We start from the raw sequence: 20,042 nt of genomic DNA on the forward strand, positions 1-20,042 counted from the left end.
TTTTAGGAACCGGATAAAATCCGTTTGGCCAGGTCGGCTTGGCGCTGTTGGACGGCTTTAAAGTCCATAGCCTGGATGTAAAAAGCTTCCAATTCGTCGTGAATGGCCTTAGCCTCCAGCATGCGGGAAGAGGCTTCCCCGATGAGTTCCCGTACAGCGCGGCGGTTAAAGGAGATGCGCTGCCGTTTGAGGCGCAGTCTTTCCGTATCGGTGAACCGCTGCAGATGGATGCGGCGATAGGGAGTGAGATGCGGTTCATGCCAGGAGTTGGAGGTGACAAATCCCAGCCCTAAGGAGGGGATCAGCACATGATCCAGCTTATCGTGCGGGGACATGGAGCAGAAACAGGAGATAATGTCGTGTCCGGCGGCTAAGGCATAGGAACGGAGCTGTGCCAGCAAAAAGCGGGAACAAGCGCCGTGTTCATCCTGGATGACAAAAAGACGTGGACAAAGTTTTTCAATGGTCTCTTCAAAGAAGATGGGGCCCAATGGGGTTATGGCACTCAGCAGACGGATGGATTCTTTGCCCATCTGATCGGAAGCCGGCCCCAATTCCCGACGGGCCAGACGACTGGCATAACGGCTGATTTTAGCAGTGTCAGTACATTCCAAGGCGAAGCGGTAAGTATCGGTCTGAAGACTTCCGGCAGCTGCTAAAAACCGAGTAGCCCGTTCGTGCAGCGCCGAACAGGCCTGCGAGGTAGCGATGATCTCTTTATAATGCTTGTGGAGAAAAGCATGATCCCAGTGATCCCCCAGGTTGACAATGGTTTCGCAGGCGCCGGGGAACTTGGGTTCCACCACATGAGGGGCCGTTGCATCCAGCAGGCAGCATTTTAAGCTGGGGAAGATGACCCCGTCCAGCGAATTGGGATCGGAAGAACAATGAACCAGTTCAAACGGAATACCGGCATCCCCTACGCTTTTGGCGATGCCCTTCATCAGGGAGGATTTGCCGGTTCCAGGCCCTCCCTTGATCAAAAAAGCCCTCCAGCCGTCCAGCGGATCATACAGCCGGTCAAACCGACCTACGAATCCCACAGGAGAATTGGAACCTAAAAAAAAGCGCGTTCTCAACGCATCATCTTGCATCACAAATTCCCTCCGTTCGGATGCCTTTTATTGGGTGAAACGGCATCCATCTAGCCCATCTTATTCAAAAAACGGAAAGGGTGATACAATTTTGAGAATCGTCTTTGCGGCTTCTTTTAGAAGGAAACCGGCTCTAAATCCAAAACAGGGGTATCCGGACACATCTCTTTGATCTTGTCCCGCAGGGCGGTGAAGTCGGCGAAAGCCTCCGGTTTTTGGCGCGCATTGCGCAGGATGGAGGCAGGATGATAGGTGCCCATCATCAGGATACCGTTTTTCTCAAAGAATTGGCCGTGCTCTTTGGTGACGCGAAAATCCGGCTTGATGAGCTTCATGGCGGCAATACGGCCCAAACACACCAGGATCTTAGGGCGCATGAGATAAAACTGATTGCGCAGCCAACCGATGCAGGCCTCTTGTTCCTCCGGCTTGGGATCCCGGTTTTCCGGCGGACGGCATTTGACGATGTTGGCGATATAGATGCTTTCGCGTTTTAATCCGACGGCAGCCAGATATTTGTCCAGCAATTGACCGCCGCGGCCCACAAAAGGTTCCCCTTTTAGATCCTCCTGCTGGCCGGGACCTTCGCCCACAAACAGTACTTCGGCCTGACGGTTCCCCACTCCAAACACCACGTTGGTACGGGTTTCACAAAGGGAACATTTGCGGCACGAAAGACACTGGGCCTCCAATTCCTCCCAACTTTCGATCATAATCAAAAACCTCCCCGGAAAACAGAATATGACCTTTATCATACCACATCCCAGACGTTCTGTCAGCTATCTCATGGGGAAAAGGGAAGAAAAAGGGATTGCTTGTCGCCGGCCTTGTAATTTGGGGGATCGGACGTTATAATAGTACGATGAGGTGATGACAGTGCTTTCTTTGTTTAGCGGAGATATGAGTCAGATTATTTTATCCATCTTGGTGCGGGCTTTTGTGCTGGTGGCTATTTTGCCGGTGCATGAATTCGCCCACGCCTATATGGCCCATAAGCTGGGGGACGATACCGGCAAATGGAACGGCCGTATGACCCTCAATCCGGGCGCTCATCTGGATCCCTTTGGATCCCTGATGATTTTATTGGTGGGCATCGGATGGGCAAAGCCTGTGCCGGTGGATCCCCGCAATTTTAAGAATCCCAAATCGGGTATGGCCATCACCGCGTTGGCCGGACCGGTCAGCAACCTGATTATGGGCTTTCTCGCCATGCTGGTGCTGCGTCTGGTCAGCTTTATCCCCATGACGTTGGTGGTTTGGCAGGCCGTTTCCTTCTTCTTTACCACTTTAGCTTCCATTAATATCTCGTTGGCTGTCTTTAACCTGCTTCCCTGTCCGCCTTTGGATGGGTCCCGTATTGTGAGCTACTTTCTTCCCGATAGATGGAATTATAAAATCCAGCAGTATGAGCGTTACATCTGGATCGGCCTCATGTTATTATTGGTGGTAGGCGTGCTGGATTGGCCGCTTGCTTTTCTGGGAAACAAGGTGACCAACGGATTATGGTGGCTGGTGAATTTGCCCTTTAAGGCACTGGGACTTGTATAAGCGGGGAAGAAGATGGTAAAACTATCCTACAAGCTGCCGGTGTTTGAAGGACCTTTGGATCTTTTGCTCCACCTGATCGCAAAACACAAGCTCAATATCAACGATATCCCCATCGCCCAACTGCTGGATCAGTATATGGAGCACATTGAGGCCATGCAGCAGGCCGACTTGGATGTGGCCAGCGAGTTCATGGAGATGGCGGCCCGGCTTGTGTACATCAAGACAGCGTCGCTGCTGCCGCGTCCGGAGGAGTCGGAACAGCTCAAACGAGAGCTGACCGGTCAGCTGTTGGAGTACCAAGCGGTGCAGGAAGCGGCGGCACAGTTGGGGGAGAAGGCACGGCAGTCAGGCGGATTTGATTTGGCGGAGCGTCCGGCTTTGGAATTGCCGATTGATCAGACCTATCGCCGTCAGCATTCGCCGGGCGTCCTGCGGGAGCATTATCTTCTGGCGGCCGGACGGGGGAAACGAAAGGTACCGCCGCCGGCAGAGGCATTTTCCGGCATCGTATCCAGAAAAATCGTATCGGTTTCCTCACGGGTGGTGTTTGTGCTCAGACGCCTCTGGGGCGGTAAGCGCATGCCGATGGACGATTTGATTGGGGCATCCCGCAGCCGGTCGGAGATGGTGGCCACTTTTTTGGCTATTTTAGAGCTCATCCGGAGCAAACGCATCGCCGTCGAAGAGAGCGGGGAGAACATGGTGCTGAAAGCGGACGGTGACGGAAGATGGAAATAAAAAAGTTGCAGGCCGGTATTGAAGCCATCCTGTTTGCCAGCGGCGAAGGGGTGACAGTGGCCCGTTTGAGCGAGGCGTTGGAGGCCGACAAACAGACGATAATGCGTCTGATCCAGCAGCTTTCCGATCGGTTGGATGCTGAAGAAAGCGCCCTTTGTATCATCAAAACAGACGATGAGGTTCAGATGTGCGCCCGCAGCCAGTATATGCCCGTCATCCGCCGGGCTTTGGAGATCAAGCGAAACGCCCCGCTTTCCCAGGCGGCTATGGAGGTGCTGGCGGTGGTGGCCTACAATCAGCCGGTGACCAAAGCCTTTGTGGAGCAGGTGCGCGGTGTGGACTGTGCAGGAGTTGTCAACAGCCTGACCGCCAAGGGACTTCTGGAGGAGAAAGGACGGCTGGAGCTTCCGGGACGCCCGCTGGTGTATGGGACGACCTCCCATTTCCTCCGATGCTTTGGCCTGCAAAGCCTCAGTGATCTTCCGCCCCTGCCGCGTCAGGAGGGAGATCCACAGCCGCAGGAAGACGACGGATTCCAGGACGGACAAACCGACGTCAGTGACATTGGATAGCATCGAAAGGAGGAGGTCGAAGTGGGATGGTGGATCACATTGGCTGTACTGGCGGCCATCGTCCTGCTCTTTCTCCTGCCGGTGACCGTCACAGTGGAAGCGAGGCAGCCGGGAAATATTCGAGCTAAAATCGGTTATCTGTTTTTTTCTTTTCAGTTCCCAAAAGAGCAAAAAAAGAAGAAAAAAACGGGTTCTCAGAAACAACCTTCCACCCAGGAGGAACCGGAGGGAAATGCTTTTGGGAAACTTCTAAAGGACCGTCCCCTCAGCGAGACGGCGACTTTGCTGAAAAATCTTCTCCAGCAGGTTGGGAAAGCGGTCCGGCTGATCCTGAAAAATGTGAAAGTAACTCACCTTTGCTTTGACATGGCGGTGGCAGGGGAGGACGCCGCCGATACAGCCGTTCAATATGGAAAAACCTGTGCGGCGGTGTATTCGGCCTTTGCCGTGGTGTGCAATGCGGTGAAGGTGACGGGCATCCGGGAATTTGCCATTATCCCGGATTTTGCAGAGGGGGCTAAGACGCGGTTTTATCTTGCCGCACACATACGCGTCAAACTCTTCATTTTACTGGCAGCCGGGGTGGGATTCCTCGCCCGGTTCCTCATAGCTACGACCAAACAAAAAATGACCATGGCCTTGGGCCAAACCACACAGGAAAAGGCGGTGCAATCAAAATGAGCGAACATCCTATTCAAGGTATGATGGAGACCACCATGAAGAAAATCCGGGAAATGGTGGATGCCAACACCATCATCGGCAATCCTATCACATCTCCGGACGGAAGCGTACTGATCCCGGTATCCAAGGTATCCTATGGCTTTGGCGCGGGAGGCAGTGATTTCCCCTCCAAAACACAAAAAGATCTGTTTGGCGGCGGCACCGGCATGGGTGTGACCATCACGCCGGTGGCCTTTATCGTGCTGCAAAACGGCGAGACGAGAATGCTCCAGTTGGCCAGCGGCGATGATACCGCATCCAACGTGGTAAAATTGGTGCCGGAGCTGTTCGACAAGGTATCTAATTTGTTCCAAAAGGATAAAAAGGAGAAGGACATTTCTCCTGACCTGTGAAAATAAAAGCAGCCACCTGCATATAGATAGGCGAGGCAGGTGGTTGTTTTGCGTAAAATTTTAGCGGTCATGATGACGGTGGTTCTGTTGGCAATGGCATGCCCTGTACCGGTTGGAGGACAGGAGGCGGTTCCGCCTACCGTGTCGGCCCGCGGGGCGGTGCTCATGGAATGCAGTACCGGACGGGTGCTCATGGCAGTCAATGAAAAAGAGCATCTGGCTATGGCCAGCACGACCAAGATCATGACGGCGCTGCTCACTCTGGAACTGGGCGATCCCAAGGAGGAGATCACCGTCACCGATGAGATGGTCCGGGTGGAGGGCACCGCCATGGGACTTCGAGCCGGTGACACCGTCAATATGGAAAGCCTTGCAGTGGGTATGTTGCTCCCGTCGGGCAACGATGCGGCTATGGCGGCGGCCATCACATTGGGAGGATCCCTGGAAGGGTTTGCCCAACTGATGAATGAACGGGCCCAGGAAATCGGGTGCGAAGACACCAATTTTGTCACACCCTCCGGGCTGGATGCGGAAGAACATTACTCCTGCGCCTACGACATGGCCCTAATCGCCCGGGAAGCCATGAAAAACCCGACCTTTGCCAGCATCGCAAGTTCTAAAACAGCCAAGGCAACCTTTGGCAATCCGCCTCAGGAAAGGACGTTGTCCAATCACAACCGGTTGCTCCGGATGTACGATGGCGCTATCGGGGTGAAGACTGGGTTTACCAAAAAGGCGGGACGATGCTTAGTGTCCTGTGCAGAACGGGATGGCGTCCGTCTGATTGCAGTCACCCTCAACGACGGCAACGACTGGAAGGATCACGGGGCTATGTTTGACTATGGGTTTTCGCTCCTGTCGACGCAGTCCCTGCCTCCGGTGCCCGACATCACGTTGCCGGTTGTGGGCGGGAATGAACAAAGTCAGTTGTTGCGGGTGGTGGCCCAGGATGTGCCGTCCGCTACCCTGCTTCCGGACGAATTCGATCAGCTGGAACGTACCATTCAGTTACCCCGATTTGTGTACGCGCCGGTGAAGGTGGGGGATCTGCTGGGTAAGGCGGTGTATACCTTAAACGGCCAGCCGGTGGCGCAGACCGACCTCATTGCCGCCGAAGGTGTCGAGTACGAACCGCCCAAGTCGGCTTGGGAGAAGTTCTGCGGCTTTTGGCAATGGATCTGGGACGGCATTGCAGGTCTTTTTTCATGATAATCCACGGCGGATGCAGGAGTAACCATGTGTGTCCGTCGTTACATAACTATAGATCATAGAAGACGGCTCAAGTAGAGTCGTCTCTTAAAAACATTGTTCGAGCTTCTTTGAAAGATGCTTGGATGGAAGGTAAAAAAGTGAGGATACAGCCCAACGACTGATACAAGGGGGATGACAGTTGAAACAGGAACAGATTCGATTGCAGAAGTATTTGGCCGACCGGGGCGTGGCATCCCGGCGGAAGGCGGAGGAACTGATCCAACAGGGGATGGTCAAGGTCAATGGACGTCCGGTCAAGCTGGGGGATAAGGTCAATCCCGCCCGGGATTTGGTGACGGTGGGCGGCAAAAGGGTGACGGCTGTCAAGGAAAAGCCGTGCTACATTATGCTGTATAAGCCCAGGGGATATGTCACCACCCTCAGCGATGAGATGGATCGCCGTTGTGTGGCCGATCTGGTCAAGGATGTAGGAAAACGGGTGTATCCCGTGGGACGGCTAGACCGGGAATCAGAGGGCATGCTGCTTTTGACCAACGACGGCGCCTTTGCCCAGTCCATCACCCATCCGTCCAACCACGTGCCCAAGACCTACCGTGTGACGGTGCGCCCCGGCATCACCGAGGAGCAGATTGACAGGCTGACCACCGGCGTTGAAATCGACGGCCGCAAGACCATGCCCGCCCAGGTGACCTTGCTCACTGAGGAGGAAGGACGGGCGGTGCTGAGCATCGTTATCCAGGAGGGACGCAATCGCCAGATCCGCAAGATGTGCGAGGCTGTGGGACTGGAAGTGGCCCGTCTCAAACGCACCGCCATTGGACAACTGCGTCTCGGCATGCTCAAACCGGGAAAATGGCGTTATTTGCGTCCCGAGGACTTGCAGCGTCTGATGCCGGGAATGCAGACGGCGTCCGGCGGACGTCCTCAGCGGCGCAGGAGGTGATCGGAGATGCTGGAACTGTTGCCGGTCACCAAAGAGGACGAGCTTCAAAAACTGCTCCAGGAAGAACAGGTTTCTTCAGACGCCCAGGCGTTGGTCGCATGGGAGAGAGGCCGGATGCTGGGATGTATCACCTTCCAGGTGGAGGGGGAAACGGCCGAACTTTTGACCATCCGCTGGGAGGACGATATAGGGCTGTTGGACGGCATGGTCCGGGCCACGGCCGCTTTGTGCTATGAACAGGGCGCACGGTGCATCCAGTGCAGGGATGCGGCGTGGGAATCCCGGATGAAAATGGTGGGATTTGCCAAAAAGGACGGCGTCATGCTGGCAGAGCTGCCAGAATATTTTCAAAAATGCAAAAGTTAGAAAAAAGTCGCAAGGATTCCCTTGTTAGATGCTTGACAATATAGTATAATTAAATTTGATTTCGCCAAATAGGATGGTTCTTTGGCAAGAAATGGAGGAACCAAGATGAGCTTGGAAAGCGGACGAAAAATATTGTCGGAAAAACGGGCGGGAATGGGTGAATCCCCGGCCAGAAAACGACTGGAAAAATTGTTTGACCAGGGGACCTTCCTGGAGTTGGATGGACTTGCCGCAAAAGAAGTGGTGACCGGATTCGGCTCGGTGGATGGAGCCCCCGCTTATGCGTTTGCCCAGGACAGCACCGTCAACGGCGGCGCAATCGGCCGTGCACAGGCCGAAAAAATCGCCAAGGTGTATGACCTGGCAATCAAAACCGGCGCACCTGTCGTCGGTGTGTACGATTCTCACGGCGCTTATCTGAAGGAAGGCGCCGACATGATGGCCGCCCTGGGCGATCTGGTGATGAAAGCCAGCCGTCTGTCGGGCGTGGTGCCGCAGATCTCTTTGATCGCCGGCGTATGCGGCGGATCAGCTGCCCTGATGGCGTCCATGGCCGACCTGGTGGTCAAAAGTGATAAGGGTGAGCTGTTCCTCACCGCCCACGAGGAGGCTGAAAAGGCAGCCGGTGTGGTGCACGTGGAGGCCGAAAATGAAGAGGATGCCATCGCTTCGGTGCGCAGCCTCATCAATCTGCTGCCCATCAACAACCTGAGCATTGCCCCTGTGGCCGACGCCGCTGAAGCAACCGGCAGCGAAGGCTTGGAATCGGTGGTGGACGCCGGTTCTATGGTGGAACTGCTGGACGGCTTTGGCGACAACGTCACCGCAGGTCTTGCACGTGTGGCAGGCAACGCCGCCGTTGTAGCCGATATCCACGGCCAACTGGACGCCGATTCCAGCGTAAAATTAGCTCGTATGGTCCGCATGGCCGATGCGTTCTCTTTGCCGGTGGTAACGCTGGTGGACTGCGAAGGCTTTGACACCGTGCGCGAGGCCGCCAAGGTGGCTCATACTTATGCTGAGGCTACGACTCCCAAGGTGACGGTTATCACCGGCGCTGCCGTAGGCGCCGCCTATATGGCGTTGGCAGGCAAGGCCGCCGGTGCCGATGTCGTATTCGCATGGCCTCAGGCCGTGGTTTCAGCCATGAAGCCGGAAGCCGCTGTGGAGGTTCTGTGGAACGATAAACTGGCCCAGATGAAGGATCCGCTGAAAGAGCGCGCTCAGCTGGTGCAGGAATACAAAGACACCGAGGCTACCCCCTTTGACGCTGCGGAGGCAGGCTATATTGAAAATGTCATCGAGCCCGCCGAGACCCGCGCAAACGTGGTCGCCGCTCTGGATATGCTGGCTGGCAAACGGGTCGCTACCCTGCCCCGCAAGCATTCCAACATGCCGCTGTAAAAAGATCTTGTTGATACGATAGAGGAGGCTTTCTCATGAAAAATCTTAGAATTACCGTTAATGGACAGGCCTATGACGTTCAGGTGGAAGAGTTGGCCGCTGGCGCCGCCCCCGCTCCTGTAGCTGCTCCGGCTCCCGCTCCCGCAGCGGTGCCCGCCCCTGCCGCAGCTGCCCCGGCCCCCGCTCCGGCTGCCGCCCCTGCTCCTGCCGCAGCTCCCGCCGGCGCTGAGATCATTTCGTCCCCCATGCCCGGCACCATCCTGGATATCAGAGTGAAGCCCGGCGACAATGTGAAGAAGGGCGACATCCTGGTCATCCTGGAAGCCATGAAGATGGAGAATGAAATCATGGCTCCCCACGACGCCGTCGTGGCCAGCGTCATGGTCAGCAAAGGCGAAAACGTCGATTCCGGCAAAGAGTTGGTATCGCTCCAGTAACTTTGGGAAAAAGAGGTGCTCAATTTGGCTAAGGTTAAAATTACCGAAACCGTCTTGCGTGATGCCCATCAGTCCTTGATCGCGACACGTATGACCACAGAAGAAATGATCCCCATTCTCGAAGTGCTGGACGACATCGGTTTCCATTCCCTGGAATGCTGGGGTGGCGCTACCTTTGATGCTTGTCTTCGCTTTTTGAATGAAGATCCCTGGGAGAGACTGCGCATTATCCGCAAGAAGGCTCCCAAGACCAAACTACAGATGCTGTTCCGCGGCCAGAATATGCTGGGCTATCGCCACTATGCCGACGACGTGGTGGAGTACTTTGTCCAGAAATCGGTGGCCAACGGCATCGATATCCTCCGCATCTTTGACGCTTTGAACGACGTCCGCAACCTGCGGACCTCCATCAAGGCCGCCAAGAAGGAGGGTGCTCACGCCCAGGTGGCCATTTCCTATACCACCGGCGACGTGTTCACCGACGACTACTATGTAAAATACGCTAAGGTTCTGGAGTCGGAAGGCGCCGATTCCATTTGCCTGAAGGATATGGCCGGTCTCCTGACCCCCTATGCCACTTATAATCTGGTTAAGGCGCTGAAGAAGGCTGTCAAGATCCCGATCCAGATCCACTCTCACTATACTTCGGGTCTGGCTTCCATGGTGATGCTCAAGGCCATCGAAGCCGGCGCCGATGTCATCGATACCGCCATTTCTCCGTTGGCTTTGGGTACGTCCCATCCGGCTACCGAGTCCATGGTGGCGGCGCTCAAGGGCACCGAGTACGACACCGGCTTGGATCTCAACAAGCTCAACAAGGTGCGCGAATACTTCCAGCCCCTGCGTGAGAAGTACATTCAGAGCGGCCTGCTCAACACCAAGATGTTGGGCGTGGACGCCAATACCCTGCTCTACCAGGTTCCCGGCGGAATGCTGTCCAACCTGGTGTCTCAGCTCAAGCAGGCTGGCCGTGAGGATCAGCTGGAGGAAGTGTTGGCCGAGGTGCCGCGCGTCCGTGCCGACGCGGGCTATCCGCCTCTGGTTACCCCGTCCTCCCAGATCGTGGGTACGCAGGCGGTGTTCAACGTCATCAACGGCGAACGCTATAAGATGTGCACCAAGGAATTCAAGGGCATTGTCCGCGGCGAATACGGCGCCACTCCTGTGCCGATTTCCGAGGAATTCCGCAAGAAGATTATCGGCGACGAAGAGGTCATCACCTGCCGTCCCGCCGACAAGCTCCAGCCTGAGCTGGACAAGCTGCGCGAGGAATGCAGCCAGTGGATCGAGCAGGAAGAGGACGTGCTGTCTTATGCCCAGTTCGGCCAGGTTGCAATCAAATTCTTTGAGCAGCGCCGCAACAAAAAGTATGGCATTGACGGCCATGTTGATATGGAGAAAAAAGTTCATCCCGTGTAAAAAGGGTTGCGGGAAGAGCGCCTGGACAGTGGATGTTGTTTCACTTGTCCGGGGATGATGCAAAAGAAGTGGGCCGCCGCCTGGTTGATCAGGATAGGGCGGCCTTTTCTTTGGCTTTATGAGATGTGCATAACCAGTGGTGACGGCCGGATGGGGGATTTGGTTGACAGACGGTCTGGAACCCTGTAAAATAAACGGTAGAAACTAGAAGGAACGGTAGGTCGAAGCTTATGATTCGCAGCATGACCGGTTATGGCCGTGCCCAGGAGGTTTTGGACGGTTTGGATATTACGGTGGAGATCAAGTCGGTCAACCACCGTTATTTTGAGTTTTCCGCCCGGACCCCTCGCGCTTACGGTTTTTTGGATGAAAAGATCAAATCCTATTTGCAGTCCCGGGTCAACCGGGGCAAGGTGGACGTGTATGTGGCGGTGGAATCGCTGGATACGGTGGAAGCCCAGGTGGACATCAACGACACCCTTGCGGCGGGATATGTCAAAGCTCTGCGGGAGCTGTCCCAACGGTACCAGCTGCCCGACGACGTGACGGTGTCCACCATCGCCGGGTATCACGATATCTTTACCGTGCGCAAAACGCCGGAGAATGAAGAACGCATTTGGGCGGCCGTCAGCCAGGTTCTCAGCAAGGCCGCCGATGATTTTATCGCCATGAGGGAGGTCGAAGGGGCCCGTATGGCGGAGGACGTCCGCGCCCGCGGGGCCGATATCCTGGAGAAGGTGGCCTTTGTGGAGCAGCGTTCGCCTGAAACGGTGGCGGCTTACCGCGCCAAATTGGAGGCCCGTCTCAAAGAGGTGTTGGCCGATAAAACCTTGGACGAACGCATGATCCTAAACGAAGCGGCTATTTTTGCCGATAAGACCGCCGTGGCGGAGGAGACCATCCGCCTGCGCAGCCACATCAGCCAGCTTTACTCCATGCTGGAAGGCGGCAGCCCCATTGGCCGCAAGCTGGATTTCTTGGTGCAGGAGATCAACCGGGAGACCAATACCATCGGCTCCAAGGCCCAGGATGTGGAGATTGCCCGAGTGGTGGTGGACGTCAAGGCAGAGATTGAGAAGATCCGCGAACAGATTCAAAACATTGAATAGACCGTACACAGTTGTTACGGGAGGGATTTTTGCATGAAACTCATTAACATTGGATTTGGCAATATGGTGTCGGCAAGCCGTCTGGTGGCCATCGTCAGCCCGGAATCGGCGCCCATCAAGCGCATCATGCAGGACGCCCGTGATCGCGGCGCCCTCATCGACGCCACCTACGGCCGCCGCACTCGCGCCGTCATCATAACCGACAGCGACCATGTGATTCTGTCGGCCGTGCAGCCTGAGACAGTGGCCAACCGCTTAAACGACCACGAGGATGACGAGGAGTTGGAAGAGGATGAATAAGGGACTAGTCGTGATCCTGTCCGGCCCGTCCGGGTCGGGAAAAGGATCGGTGGTAGGCCGCATGATGGAGATGGAGGAGAGCATCCGTCTCTCGGTTTCGGCTACCACAAGAGGGCCCCGGGAGGGGGAAATTGCCGGGGTGCATTATCACTATATGACCAAGCCCCAGTTTGAAGAGCTCATTGAGCAGGACGGCGTACTGGAATACGCCCGTTACTGCGACAATTACTATGGGACACCGGCTGCGCCTGTCCGCCAATGGAGGGAGGAAGGCCGGGACGTGCTTCTGGAAATCGAGGTGCAAGGTGCCCACCAAGTCAAGACGAAGATTCCGGAGGCCATCACGATTTTCATCATGCCCCCCAGCATGGAGGTGCTGAAAAAACGTCTGGTAGGCCGCAATACGGAGCCGGAAGAAGTGGTGCAAAAGCGGCTTCAGACGGCTGTGGATGAGATGAAGCAGGCCGATCAGTACGACTATATTGTGGTAAACGACGATCTGGACGATGCGGCCCGGGATGTACTGGCTATTTTGTCGGCGGAAAAAGCCCGCGCTGTCCATATGACTCAATTTGTGCAGGAGGTACTTAACGATGCTGAAAACGGGAATTGCTGATTTAAAAACCGATGAAAGCTATTACGCCTTGGTGATGGCCATCGCCAAAAGAGCCCGCAATATTGCGGAAAAGGCGGAACGGGAAGAAATCCCGTTGACCGAGAAGCCCGTCAGCCTGGCGCTGGAGGAATTGAGAGAAGGGCACCTTCTCATCACCCATCCCCAGCATGAGGACGACGAGGATTCTATGCAATGACCCTGTCTACTCCCGCAGCATCCATTGCCAATGTGGCGGTGGAGGGGACGGCCTTTCATTTTGACAAGCTGTACGGCTATCGAATCCCCGTGGAATTGATGGGGCAGGTGCAGCCGGGATGCCGGGTGGTAGTGCCTTTTGGAATGGGCAATCGCAAACGGCAGGGTTTGGTGATGTCCCTAGGCGAGACGGCCGACGTGGAAAAAATCAAGCCGCTGCATTCACTGCTGGATGAAAAACCGGTTCTATCGCAGGAACTGCTCCAGTTGGCCGCTTGGCTCAAGCAAAAGACCTATTGTACCACGTTTGAATCGGCCAAGGCTATGCTGCCGGCCGGTATTAATGTCAATCTCTCGGTGAGCTATTGTGCTGCCCCGGACGTCGATCCGGAAAAACTGGAAACCCTCAGTGACGATGGAAAAAGGCTGGTGGAAATGCTCAGGCGCAGCCGCGCCATGGTAACCCGCAGCCGTCTGCTCAAAGTGATGGGCCTGGATGAAAAGAGCCGTCTGCCGGATGAACTGGCCGAACAAGGCGTCATTATGCGCAGCGACAGCGCCGTGCGCCGGGTAGGGGATCTGACGGTACGTATGGCCCGGCTATGTGATCCTCAATCGGCGGAGGAACTGCTCAGTGGATCGGATTTGACGCCCAAGCAAAAAAATGTGGTGCGTTTTTTGCAGGAGGCTGGTACGGCATCCATCAAAGAGATTGGGTATTTTGCCTTCTGTGGCCCGGGCGTGGTGACGGCGTTGGAACGCAAAGGAGTGGTTTTGTGCTACCAGCATCAGGTATACCGCAATCCCTTCCGGGATCAGGTACAGGGACCGGCATCGCCCATCCAGCTCACACAATCGCAACAAGACGTCTTTGACCGCCTACTGGCGCAGATTCGCGCAGGGGGCGGTGTTTCCTTATTGCATGGAATTACCGGCAGTGGCAAGACGCAGGTGTTCCTGCGTTTGGCCCAAGAGGTGGTGGAGAGCGGACGTTCGGTCATCGTTATGGTGCCGGAGATTTCCCTCACGCCTCAGACCATGCAGCTTTTTTATACCCGATTTGGCAGCCGTGTAGCCGTGATCCACAGCGGCCTTTCCCTGGGGGAACGGTTGGATGAATGGAAGCGCATCAAAAATGGGGAAGCACCTGTTATAGTGGGCACTCGTTCGGCGGTATTCGCCCCTTGTGAGAACATCGGCCTTATCATCATGGATGAAGAACAGGAATCCAGCTATAAGTCGGAGGCGGCTCCCCGGTTCCACGCAAAAGACGTAGCAAAGTTCCGGGCAAAATGGCACAAGGCGCAGCTGCTTTTGTGTTCGGCTACACCGTCCCTCACGAGCTACTATGCCGCGAAACAGGGACGGTATTCCCTCCATCAGCTCAAGGAGCGGTATGGCGACGCCGTACTTCCCAAGGTGGAGATCGTAGATATGCGGGGAGAGTCTCCTGGAAGCGGTTCCATCAGCGAAGCGCTCAGGGAAGCGCTGGAACAAAATTTAGAGGCGGGCAATCAGTCGATTTTACTGCTCAATCGGCGTGGATACAATACCTTTGCCTCTTGTCTGAGCTGCGGTGAGGTCATCTCTTGTCCTTATTGCAGCATCTCCATGACCTATCACGCCGCCAACGGCCGGTTGATGTGCCATTACTGCGGCCATTCCCAGGAGGTGCCGTCGGTGTGTCCCCACTGTGGGGAAGGACACATCCAGTATACAGGCTTTGGCACCCAAAGAGTGGAACAGGAACTACAGGAATTGCTTCCCAGCGCCCGCATCGTCCGCATGGATACCGATACGACCATGTCCCACTTGTCCCACGAGAGCAAGCTCAAGGCATTTGCCCAAGGGCAGTATGACATCATGATCGGGACACAGATGGTGGCCAAGGGTTTGGATTTTGAAAAAGTGACGCTGGTCGGAGTGATTTTAGCCGACCAGCCGTTATATAATGATGATTATAGGAGTTATGAACGCACTTTTGCGTTGCTGACCCAGGTAGTGGGCCGGGCGGGACGCAGGGGGACAAAGGGTAGGGCTATCATCCAGACCTATATCCCGGATCATCCCATCCTCCATTTGGCCGCGGCTCAGGACTACGAAGCTTTCTACGAAACGGAGATCGCCACAAGAAAAATGATGCTGTACCCGCCCTTTTGTGATATCTGTATGGTGGGTTTCCTGGGGATCAAAGAGCAGAAGGTGGCCGACAGCGCCCATTATTTTTTACAGCGTTTTGCCGATGCCGCATCCCGGGATTACAGTGATTTACCTCTTCAGGTATTGGGTCCGGCTCCAGCCAGTATCGCCCGGGTCAATGGGAAATACCGGTACCGGTTGATTGTCAAATGCAGGGACGGCCGGCGATTCCGGCAACTGATGGCGCTGCTTCTCACCGATTTCGGGAAAAAACGGGAGTATTCTGATGTTACAGCGTTTGCAGATATGAATCCAGAGGGAATACTATAACCAAACTTAGAAAGGGTTGATTGAGATGGCCATTCGGAATATCGTAAAAGAGGGCGATCCTGTTTTAAAAAAGGTATCCCGTCCGGTGGAAAAATTTGACGATCGTCTGCACGTTTTGTTGGACGACATGTACGAAACCATGAAGAAAGACGGTGTGGGACTGGCCGCCGTACAGGTGGGTGTACTGCGCCGTGTCGTGGTAATCGATATCGGAGAGGGAAGGATTGAACTCATCAATCCGGAGATCATCGCCCAGGAAGGCGAACAGCAGGATGTGGAAGGATGCTTGTCCTGTCCTGGAAAGTACGGCGTTACCTCCCGGCCCATGCAGGTGACGGTCAAGGCCCAAGACCGCAACGGGGAGTATTTTACCATCACCGGCAGGGAATTGCTGGCCAGGGCTTTTTGCCATGAGATCGATCATTTGGACGGCAAACTCTTTTACAGCCATGTGCTCTATATGCTGGACGACGAAAAATAAGAATGGATGATGCAATATGAACATCGTTTTTATGGGGACGCCGGATTTTGCCGTACCGTGCCTGCAAGCGCTGCTTGACGCAGGGCATACGGTCAGCGGCGTCGTGACTCAGCCCGACAAACCGAAAGGACGTAAGTATGTCCTGACACCGCCGCCGGTAAAGGTGTTGGCTCAGAAGAATGGGATACCGGTTTACCAGCCCGTTTCCCTGAAGCAAGAAGATTCATGGGAACCCATCAAAGCCTGGAACCCGGATCTCATCGCCGTGGTGGCCTACGGTAAAATTTTACCCAAAACCATTCTGGATTTGCCCCGCTATGGATGTGTCAATGTCCATGCCTCCTTATTGCCTCGGCATCGCGGGGCGGCGCCCATCCAGTGGAGCATCCTCATGGGGGACAAAGAGACCGGCGTCACCACCATGCAAATGGCCGAGGGTTTAGATACCGGCGATATGCTCCTCAAATGCAGCACACCCATCGATCCACAGGAGACGTCAGGACAACTTCACGACCGTTTGATGACGATGGGAGCCAAGCTGTTGGTAGACACCATGGAACACATTCAGAAGGGGGATATTACCCCTCAAAAACAGGATGACAGTCTTTCGACCTATGCCTCTATGCTCAGCAAATCCATGTGCCCCATCGACTGGACAAAGAGCGCCGAGCAGGTGCACAATCAGATCCGGGGACTATCGCCCTGGCCCACCGCCACCACCTTGCTGGAGGGAAAAACCCTGAAGGTTCACTCCTCTGTGGTGGACGGAACCTGCAAAGGGCAGCCTGGAGAGATCGCGGCAGTGAAGCCTCTGACGGTGGCATGCGGCGACGGTAAGGGGCTCAGGATCTTGGAAGTGCAGTACGAGGGTGGAAAACGCATGCTCATCGATGCATTTTTACGGGGCCATCCGGTCAAAATAGGGATGGTACTGGGCAAATAAAGCCTGGGAAAAACCTGATGCAGCGACGTTGAAAGGGGAACCTTCATGCCATATTTCTACATTGATCCCTATTATATTATTTTGGTCATTCCGGCCATCCTCCTGTCTTTATTGGCACAGGTGAGGGTCAAAACCACGTTTCACAAATACAGTCAGGTGGGAAACTATCGAGGCTTGACCGGTGCACAGGCCGCCTCCCGCATCCTGCAGGACAACGGCATCACCAATGTAGCGGTGGAACGTGTGGGAGGCAATCTCACCGACCACTTTGATCCCAAGGCTATGGTGATCCGGTTGTCGGACAGCGTCTATAACAGTTCGTCCATCGCCGCCGTAGGCGTGGCCGCCCACGAGGCTGGGCATGCAGTGCAGCATGCCGTGGGTTATGCGCCCATCCGCATCCGGAACGCCATTGTACCGGTGGTCAACTTTGGTTCGGCGCTGTCTTGGCCATTGGTGCTGTTTGGAATCCTTTTTTCCTATTCTTTCCTGATCAATATCGGTATTATCCTTTTTTGCGCCACATTGGTGTTTCAGATCATCACGTTGCCTGTGGAATTCAATGCAAGCAGCCGGGCCATGGCTATTTTGGGAAGCTCGGGAATGCTTTCCGACCAGGAGCTCAAAGGCGCCCGCAGCGTTTTGACAGCGGCGGCCATGACCTATGTGGCGGCAGTTATCGTCAGTATTGCCCATCTGCTCAGGCTTTTGCTGCTTACGAGGGGGCGTCGCGGTGACTGAACAAAAGGCAAATCCCCGCAAACTGGCGGTGGAAGCTCTGATCAAATTGGAGGAACAGGAGGGGTACAGCAACCTCATCCTGGACTCCATGCTGCAAAAATCCAAGATGGATCCCCGGGATGCCGCCCTGTTTTCCACCTTGTTTTACGGCGTCCTGGAGCGGAAAATCACCTTGGATTACATAATTACAAAACATTCCAGTAAACCCATCCGGAAATTATCCCCTCAGGTTCTCAATATTTTGCGCACCGCTATTTATCAAATCCGATATTTGGAACGCATCCCGGATTCAGCGGCCGTGGATCAGGCCGTCCGGCTGACACGTAAATTCAGGCAGACGTCGGCCAGCGGTTTTGTCAATGCTGTCCTGCGCGCTGTCCTGCGTCAGGGGAATGTAGTGTGGCCTGACGAGAAAAAAGAACCTGTCCGGAATCTCTCGGTGCGGTATTCCGTGCCGGAGGAAATCGTAAAGCTGTGGCGAAAAAGCTATGGGCAAGAGGAAACCATTTCGATGCTGGAAGCCTTTCAGCAGCCCCGTCCCATCTATGTGCGGGCCAACACCACCAGGGTGACGGCTGGACAATTGGCGGAACGGCTTAAAAAGGACGGCGTCGAGGCAAGGGAATTGCCGTTGGTTCCTGGGGCGGTGGAGCTTCAGGGAGGCGGCAGTGTGGAACAGATGTCAACGTTCCAGGAGGGGCTTTTCCACGTGCAGGATCTGGCGTCCCAGCTGTGCTGTATGGCAGTGGATCCTCAGAAAGAGGAGCTAGTGGCGGATGTGTGCGCCGCCCCTGGGGGAAAATCTTTCACCTTGGCGGAGAGGATGGGAGAGGGCGTCGTGTATGCCTTTGACCTCCACGATCACCGGGTAAAACTGATGAAACAAGGGGCTACGAGACTGGGACTCACCGGCGTAAAAGCGGCGGTGCGGGATGCAAACGCCCCGGATCAAACGGGGATTTTGGCCGACCGGGTGTTGTGCGATGTGCCTTGTTCCGGACTGGGCGTCATCGGCCGGAAGCCGGAGATCCGGTACAAATCCTTGAAATTCCTTGAAAATCTACCCGATTTGCAATATAATATTCTAAGTTTTTCCTCTCAGATGGTTAAACCTGGAGGAAAATTGGTATACTCTACATGTACCTTGTATCCTGCTGAGAATGAGCAGGTAGTGGAACGGTTCTTACAGGAGCACGATACATTCCAATTAGAGCCGGTGAAGTTGCCTTCGTCCGTGTTACGAGAGCAGGATGTCGGAAAAGGGATGGTCACTTTATTGCCCCATCGTTCGGGCGGTGACGGTTTTTTTGTAGCGTGCTTTGTGAAAAAAACTCATGGAGGAGTCCATGCAAAAGATTGACATCACGGCGTTGACCGATGAACAATTGAAAGGCGTCATGGCCGATTTGGGTCAGCCGGCCTTCCGGGCAAAACAAGTGAAGGCGTGGCTGCAGAAGGGGGTCAACTCCTTTGACGAGATGACAAACCTGCCCAAAGCCATGCGGGAACGATTGGTCAATGATTATGATATTCCGTCGGTGAACATCCGGCAAAAATGGACGTCCCAGCAGGATGAAACGGTTAAATATCTGTTTGAGCTGGGGGACGGCCAGTTAATTGAAGCGGTGTTTATGGTGTACCACTACGGATGTTCCTTGTGCATCTCCACGCAGGCGGGATGTAAAATGGGATGCGCCTTTTGCGCCACTGGTTTGGGCGGTTATCGGCGCAATCTGAAAAGCTATGAGATGCTGGGAGAAATCCACGCCGCTCAGAGAGATACCGGCAAACGCATCTCCCATGTGGTGCTCATGGGCATGGGGGAGCCGCTGGATAATTACGATGAGGTGCTGGACTTTCTCAAAAAGGTGTCGTCACCCGACGGCTTAAACATCGGGATGCGGCATATTTCCCTCTCCACCTGCGGCCTGGTGGATCAAATCGACCGCCTGCGGGAGAAAAAGTTACAGCTTACCTTATCGGTATCCCTCCACGCACCCAACGATACCATCCGGGATGAGCTGATGCCCATCAACCACAAGTGGAAGGTGGATGAATTGCTGCGGTCCTGCCGGCAGTACATCGATGCAACCGGCCGGCGTATCTCCTTTGAATACGCCATGATAAACGGCGTCAACGACAGCGATGCATGCGCTTTGGAGCTTGCCAAAAAGCTCAAAGGGATGCTTTGCCATATCAACCTCATTCCAGCCAACGAAGTGCGGGAAAACGATTACCGGCGCAGCAGCCGGCAGCGTTTGGAACGTTTTGCTGAGATTTTGACACAAGCGGGGCTGAATGTCACCGTCCGGCGGAGCCTGGGCGGCGACATCGACGCATCCTGCGGCCAGCTTCGCGGCCGCTGTGTGTGAAAGGAGGAGA

Annotated in this window: 23 protein-coding genes; 21 read left to right on the plus strand and 2 right to left on the minus strand. The window is 55.0% G+C overall.

Annotated elements, in window-relative coordinates; genetic code table 11:
- Positions 1-2: 2 nt before the first annotated feature.
- Both C12CBH8_RS03750 and C12CBH8_RS03755 read right to left on the minus strand, forming a co-directional pair.
- Entirely contained in the window at positions 3-1,097 is a 1,095-nt protein-coding gene (locus C12CBH8_RS03750) for a hypothetical protein (protein ID WP_215533567.1), read from the minus strand.
- Between the two features lie 113 nt (positions 1,098-1,210).
- Positions 1,211-1,807, minus strand: coding sequence for a uracil-DNA glycosylase (locus C12CBH8_RS03755; protein ID WP_215533568.1), 597 nt, complete (start codon positions 1,805-1,807; stop codon positions 1,211-1,213).
- Positions 1,808-1,994: 187 nt separating this feature from the next.
- Here C12CBH8_RS03755 and C12CBH8_RS03760 point away from each other — a divergent pair, with 187 nt between their 5' ends.
- The 21 genes from C12CBH8_RS03760 (at position 1,995) to rlmN (ending at position 20,032) form a co-directional block, all read left to right on the plus strand.
- Complete coding sequence (locus C12CBH8_RS03760; protein WP_159461276.1) at positions 1,995-2,642, plus strand: site-2 protease family protein; 648 nt, start codon at positions 1,995-1,997, stop codon at positions 2,640-2,642.
- A 12-nt stretch (positions 2,643-2,654) separates the two neighbouring features.
- Positions 2,655-3,380: a segregation and condensation protein A gene (locus tag C12CBH8_RS03765; protein ID WP_090266646.1), complete on the plus strand. Its 726-nt coding sequence runs from the start codon at positions 2,655-2,657 to the stop codon at positions 3,378-3,380.
- Positions 3,371-3,952, plus strand: coding sequence for an SMC-Scp complex subunit ScpB (gene scpB, locus C12CBH8_RS03770; protein ID WP_215533569.1), 582 nt, complete (start codon positions 3,371-3,373; stop codon positions 3,950-3,952). The genes C12CBH8_RS03765 and scpB overlap by 10 nt, the downstream gene beginning before the upstream one ends.
- 21 nt (positions 3,953-3,973) lie before the next feature.
- Entirely contained in the window at positions 3,974-4,633 is a 660-nt protein-coding gene (locus tag C12CBH8_RS03775; protein WP_099323370.1) for a DUF2953 domain-containing protein, read from the plus strand.
- The gene (ytfJ, locus tag C12CBH8_RS03780; RefSeq protein ID WP_090266638.1) at positions 4,630-5,025 is read left to right on the plus strand and encodes a GerW family sporulation protein; all 396 of its coding nucleotides are present in this window, start codon (positions 4,630-4,632) and stop codon (positions 5,023-5,025) included. The genes C12CBH8_RS03775 and ytfJ overlap by 4 nt, the downstream gene beginning before the upstream one ends.
- 39 nt (positions 5,026-5,064) lie before the next feature.
- Positions 5,065-6,234, plus strand: coding sequence for a D-alanyl-D-alanine carboxypeptidase family protein (locus C12CBH8_RS03785; protein WP_425503794.1), 1,170 nt, complete (start codon positions 5,065-5,067; stop codon positions 6,232-6,234).
- Positions 6,235-6,415: 181 nt separating this feature from the next.
- On the plus strand, positions 6,416-7,180 hold the full coding sequence (locus C12CBH8_RS03790; protein WP_215533571.1) for a pseudouridine synthase: 765 nt from the start codon (positions 6,416-6,418) through the stop codon (positions 7,178-7,180).
- 6 nt (positions 7,181-7,186) lie between these two features.
- The gene (locus C12CBH8_RS03795; RefSeq protein WP_215533572.1) at positions 7,187-7,546 is read left to right on the plus strand and encodes a hypothetical protein; all 360 of its coding nucleotides are present in this window, start codon (positions 7,187-7,189) and stop codon (positions 7,544-7,546) included.
- A 105-nt stretch (positions 7,547-7,651) separates the two neighbouring features.
- Positions 7,652-8,950, plus strand: coding sequence for a carboxyl transferase domain-containing protein (locus C12CBH8_RS03800; RefSeq protein ID WP_215533573.1), 1,299 nt, complete (start codon positions 7,652-7,654; stop codon positions 8,948-8,950).
- Between the two features lie 35 nt (positions 8,951-8,985).
- On the plus strand, positions 8,986-9,387 hold the full coding sequence (locus C12CBH8_RS03805) for a biotin/lipoyl-containing protein (RefSeq protein ID WP_090266626.1): 402 nt from the start codon (positions 8,986-8,988) through the stop codon (positions 9,385-9,387).
- A 24-nt stretch (positions 9,388-9,411) separates the two neighbouring features.
- Complete coding sequence (locus C12CBH8_RS03810; RefSeq protein ID WP_090266623.1) at positions 9,412-10,806, plus strand: oxaloacetate decarboxylase subunit alpha; 1,395 nt, start codon at positions 9,412-9,414, stop codon at positions 10,804-10,806.
- 230 nt (positions 10,807-11,036) lie between these two features.
- A complete protein-coding gene (locus tag C12CBH8_RS03815) occupies positions 11,037-11,915 on the plus strand; it encodes a YicC/YloC family endoribonuclease (RefSeq protein WP_215533574.1) in 879 nt (292 codons plus the stop codon).
- A gap of 33 nt (positions 11,916-11,948) precedes the next feature.
- Positions 11,949-12,215: an extracellular matrix/biofilm regulator RemA gene (gene remA / locus C12CBH8_RS03820; RefSeq protein ID WP_090266618.1), complete on the plus strand. Its 267-nt coding sequence runs from the start codon at positions 11,949-11,951 to the stop codon at positions 12,213-12,215.
- Positions 12,208-12,831 carry a guanylate kinase gene (gene gmk, locus C12CBH8_RS03825; RefSeq protein WP_215533575.1) on the plus strand — a complete coding sequence of 208 codons (624 nt, stop codon included), beginning with the start codon at positions 12,208-12,210 and terminating at the stop codon, positions 12,829-12,831. Before remA ends, gmk begins: the two co-directional genes overlap by 8 nt.
- Positions 12,809-13,027 carry a DNA-directed RNA polymerase subunit omega gene (rpoZ, locus tag C12CBH8_RS03830; RefSeq protein WP_099323457.1) on the plus strand — a complete coding sequence of 73 codons (219 nt, stop codon included), beginning with the start codon at positions 12,809-12,811 and terminating at the stop codon, positions 13,025-13,027. Before gmk ends, rpoZ begins: the two co-directional genes overlap by 23 nt.
- Positions 13,024-15,495, plus strand: a complete 2,472-nt coding sequence (gene priA, locus C12CBH8_RS03835) for a replication restart helicase PriA (RefSeq protein ID WP_215533576.1) — start codon at positions 13,024-13,026, stop codon at positions 15,493-15,495. Before rpoZ ends, priA begins: the two co-directional genes overlap by 4 nt.
- A gap of 25 nt (positions 15,496-15,520) precedes the next feature.
- Positions 15,521-15,976 carry a peptide deformylase gene (def, locus tag C12CBH8_RS03840; RefSeq protein ID WP_090266608.1) on the plus strand — a complete coding sequence of 152 codons (456 nt, stop codon included), beginning with the start codon at positions 15,521-15,523 and terminating at the stop codon, positions 15,974-15,976.
- Positions 15,977-15,992: 16 nt separating this feature from the next.
- A complete protein-coding gene (gene fmt / locus C12CBH8_RS03845; RefSeq protein WP_215533577.1) occupies positions 15,993-16,919 on the plus strand; it encodes a methionyl-tRNA formyltransferase in 927 nt (308 codons plus the stop codon).
- A 45-nt stretch (positions 16,920-16,964) separates the two neighbouring features.
- On the plus strand, positions 16,965-17,660 hold the full coding sequence (locus C12CBH8_RS03850; protein WP_090266603.1) for a zinc metallopeptidase: 696 nt from the start codon (positions 16,965-16,967) through the stop codon (positions 17,658-17,660).
- The gene (rsmB, locus tag C12CBH8_RS03855; RefSeq protein ID WP_246441693.1) at positions 17,653-19,020 is read left to right on the plus strand and encodes a 16S rRNA (cytosine(967)-C(5))-methyltransferase RsmB; all 1,368 of its coding nucleotides are present in this window, start codon (positions 17,653-17,655) and stop codon (positions 19,018-19,020) included. The genes C12CBH8_RS03850 and rsmB overlap by 8 nt, the downstream gene beginning before the upstream one ends.
- Complete coding sequence (rlmN, locus tag C12CBH8_RS03860; RefSeq protein ID WP_090266597.1) at positions 19,007-20,032, plus strand: dual-specificity RNA methyltransferase RlmN; 1,026 nt, start codon at positions 19,007-19,009, stop codon at positions 20,030-20,032. Before rsmB ends, rlmN begins: the two co-directional genes overlap by 14 nt.
- The last annotated feature ends 10 nt before the right edge of the window (positions 20,033-20,042 follow it).

Origin of the sequence: Solibaculum mannosilyticum (assembly GCF_015140235.1) — a bacterium.
Lineage (GTDB): Bacteria > Bacillota > Clostridia > Oscillospirales > Acutalibacteraceae > Solibaculum > Solibaculum mannosilyticum.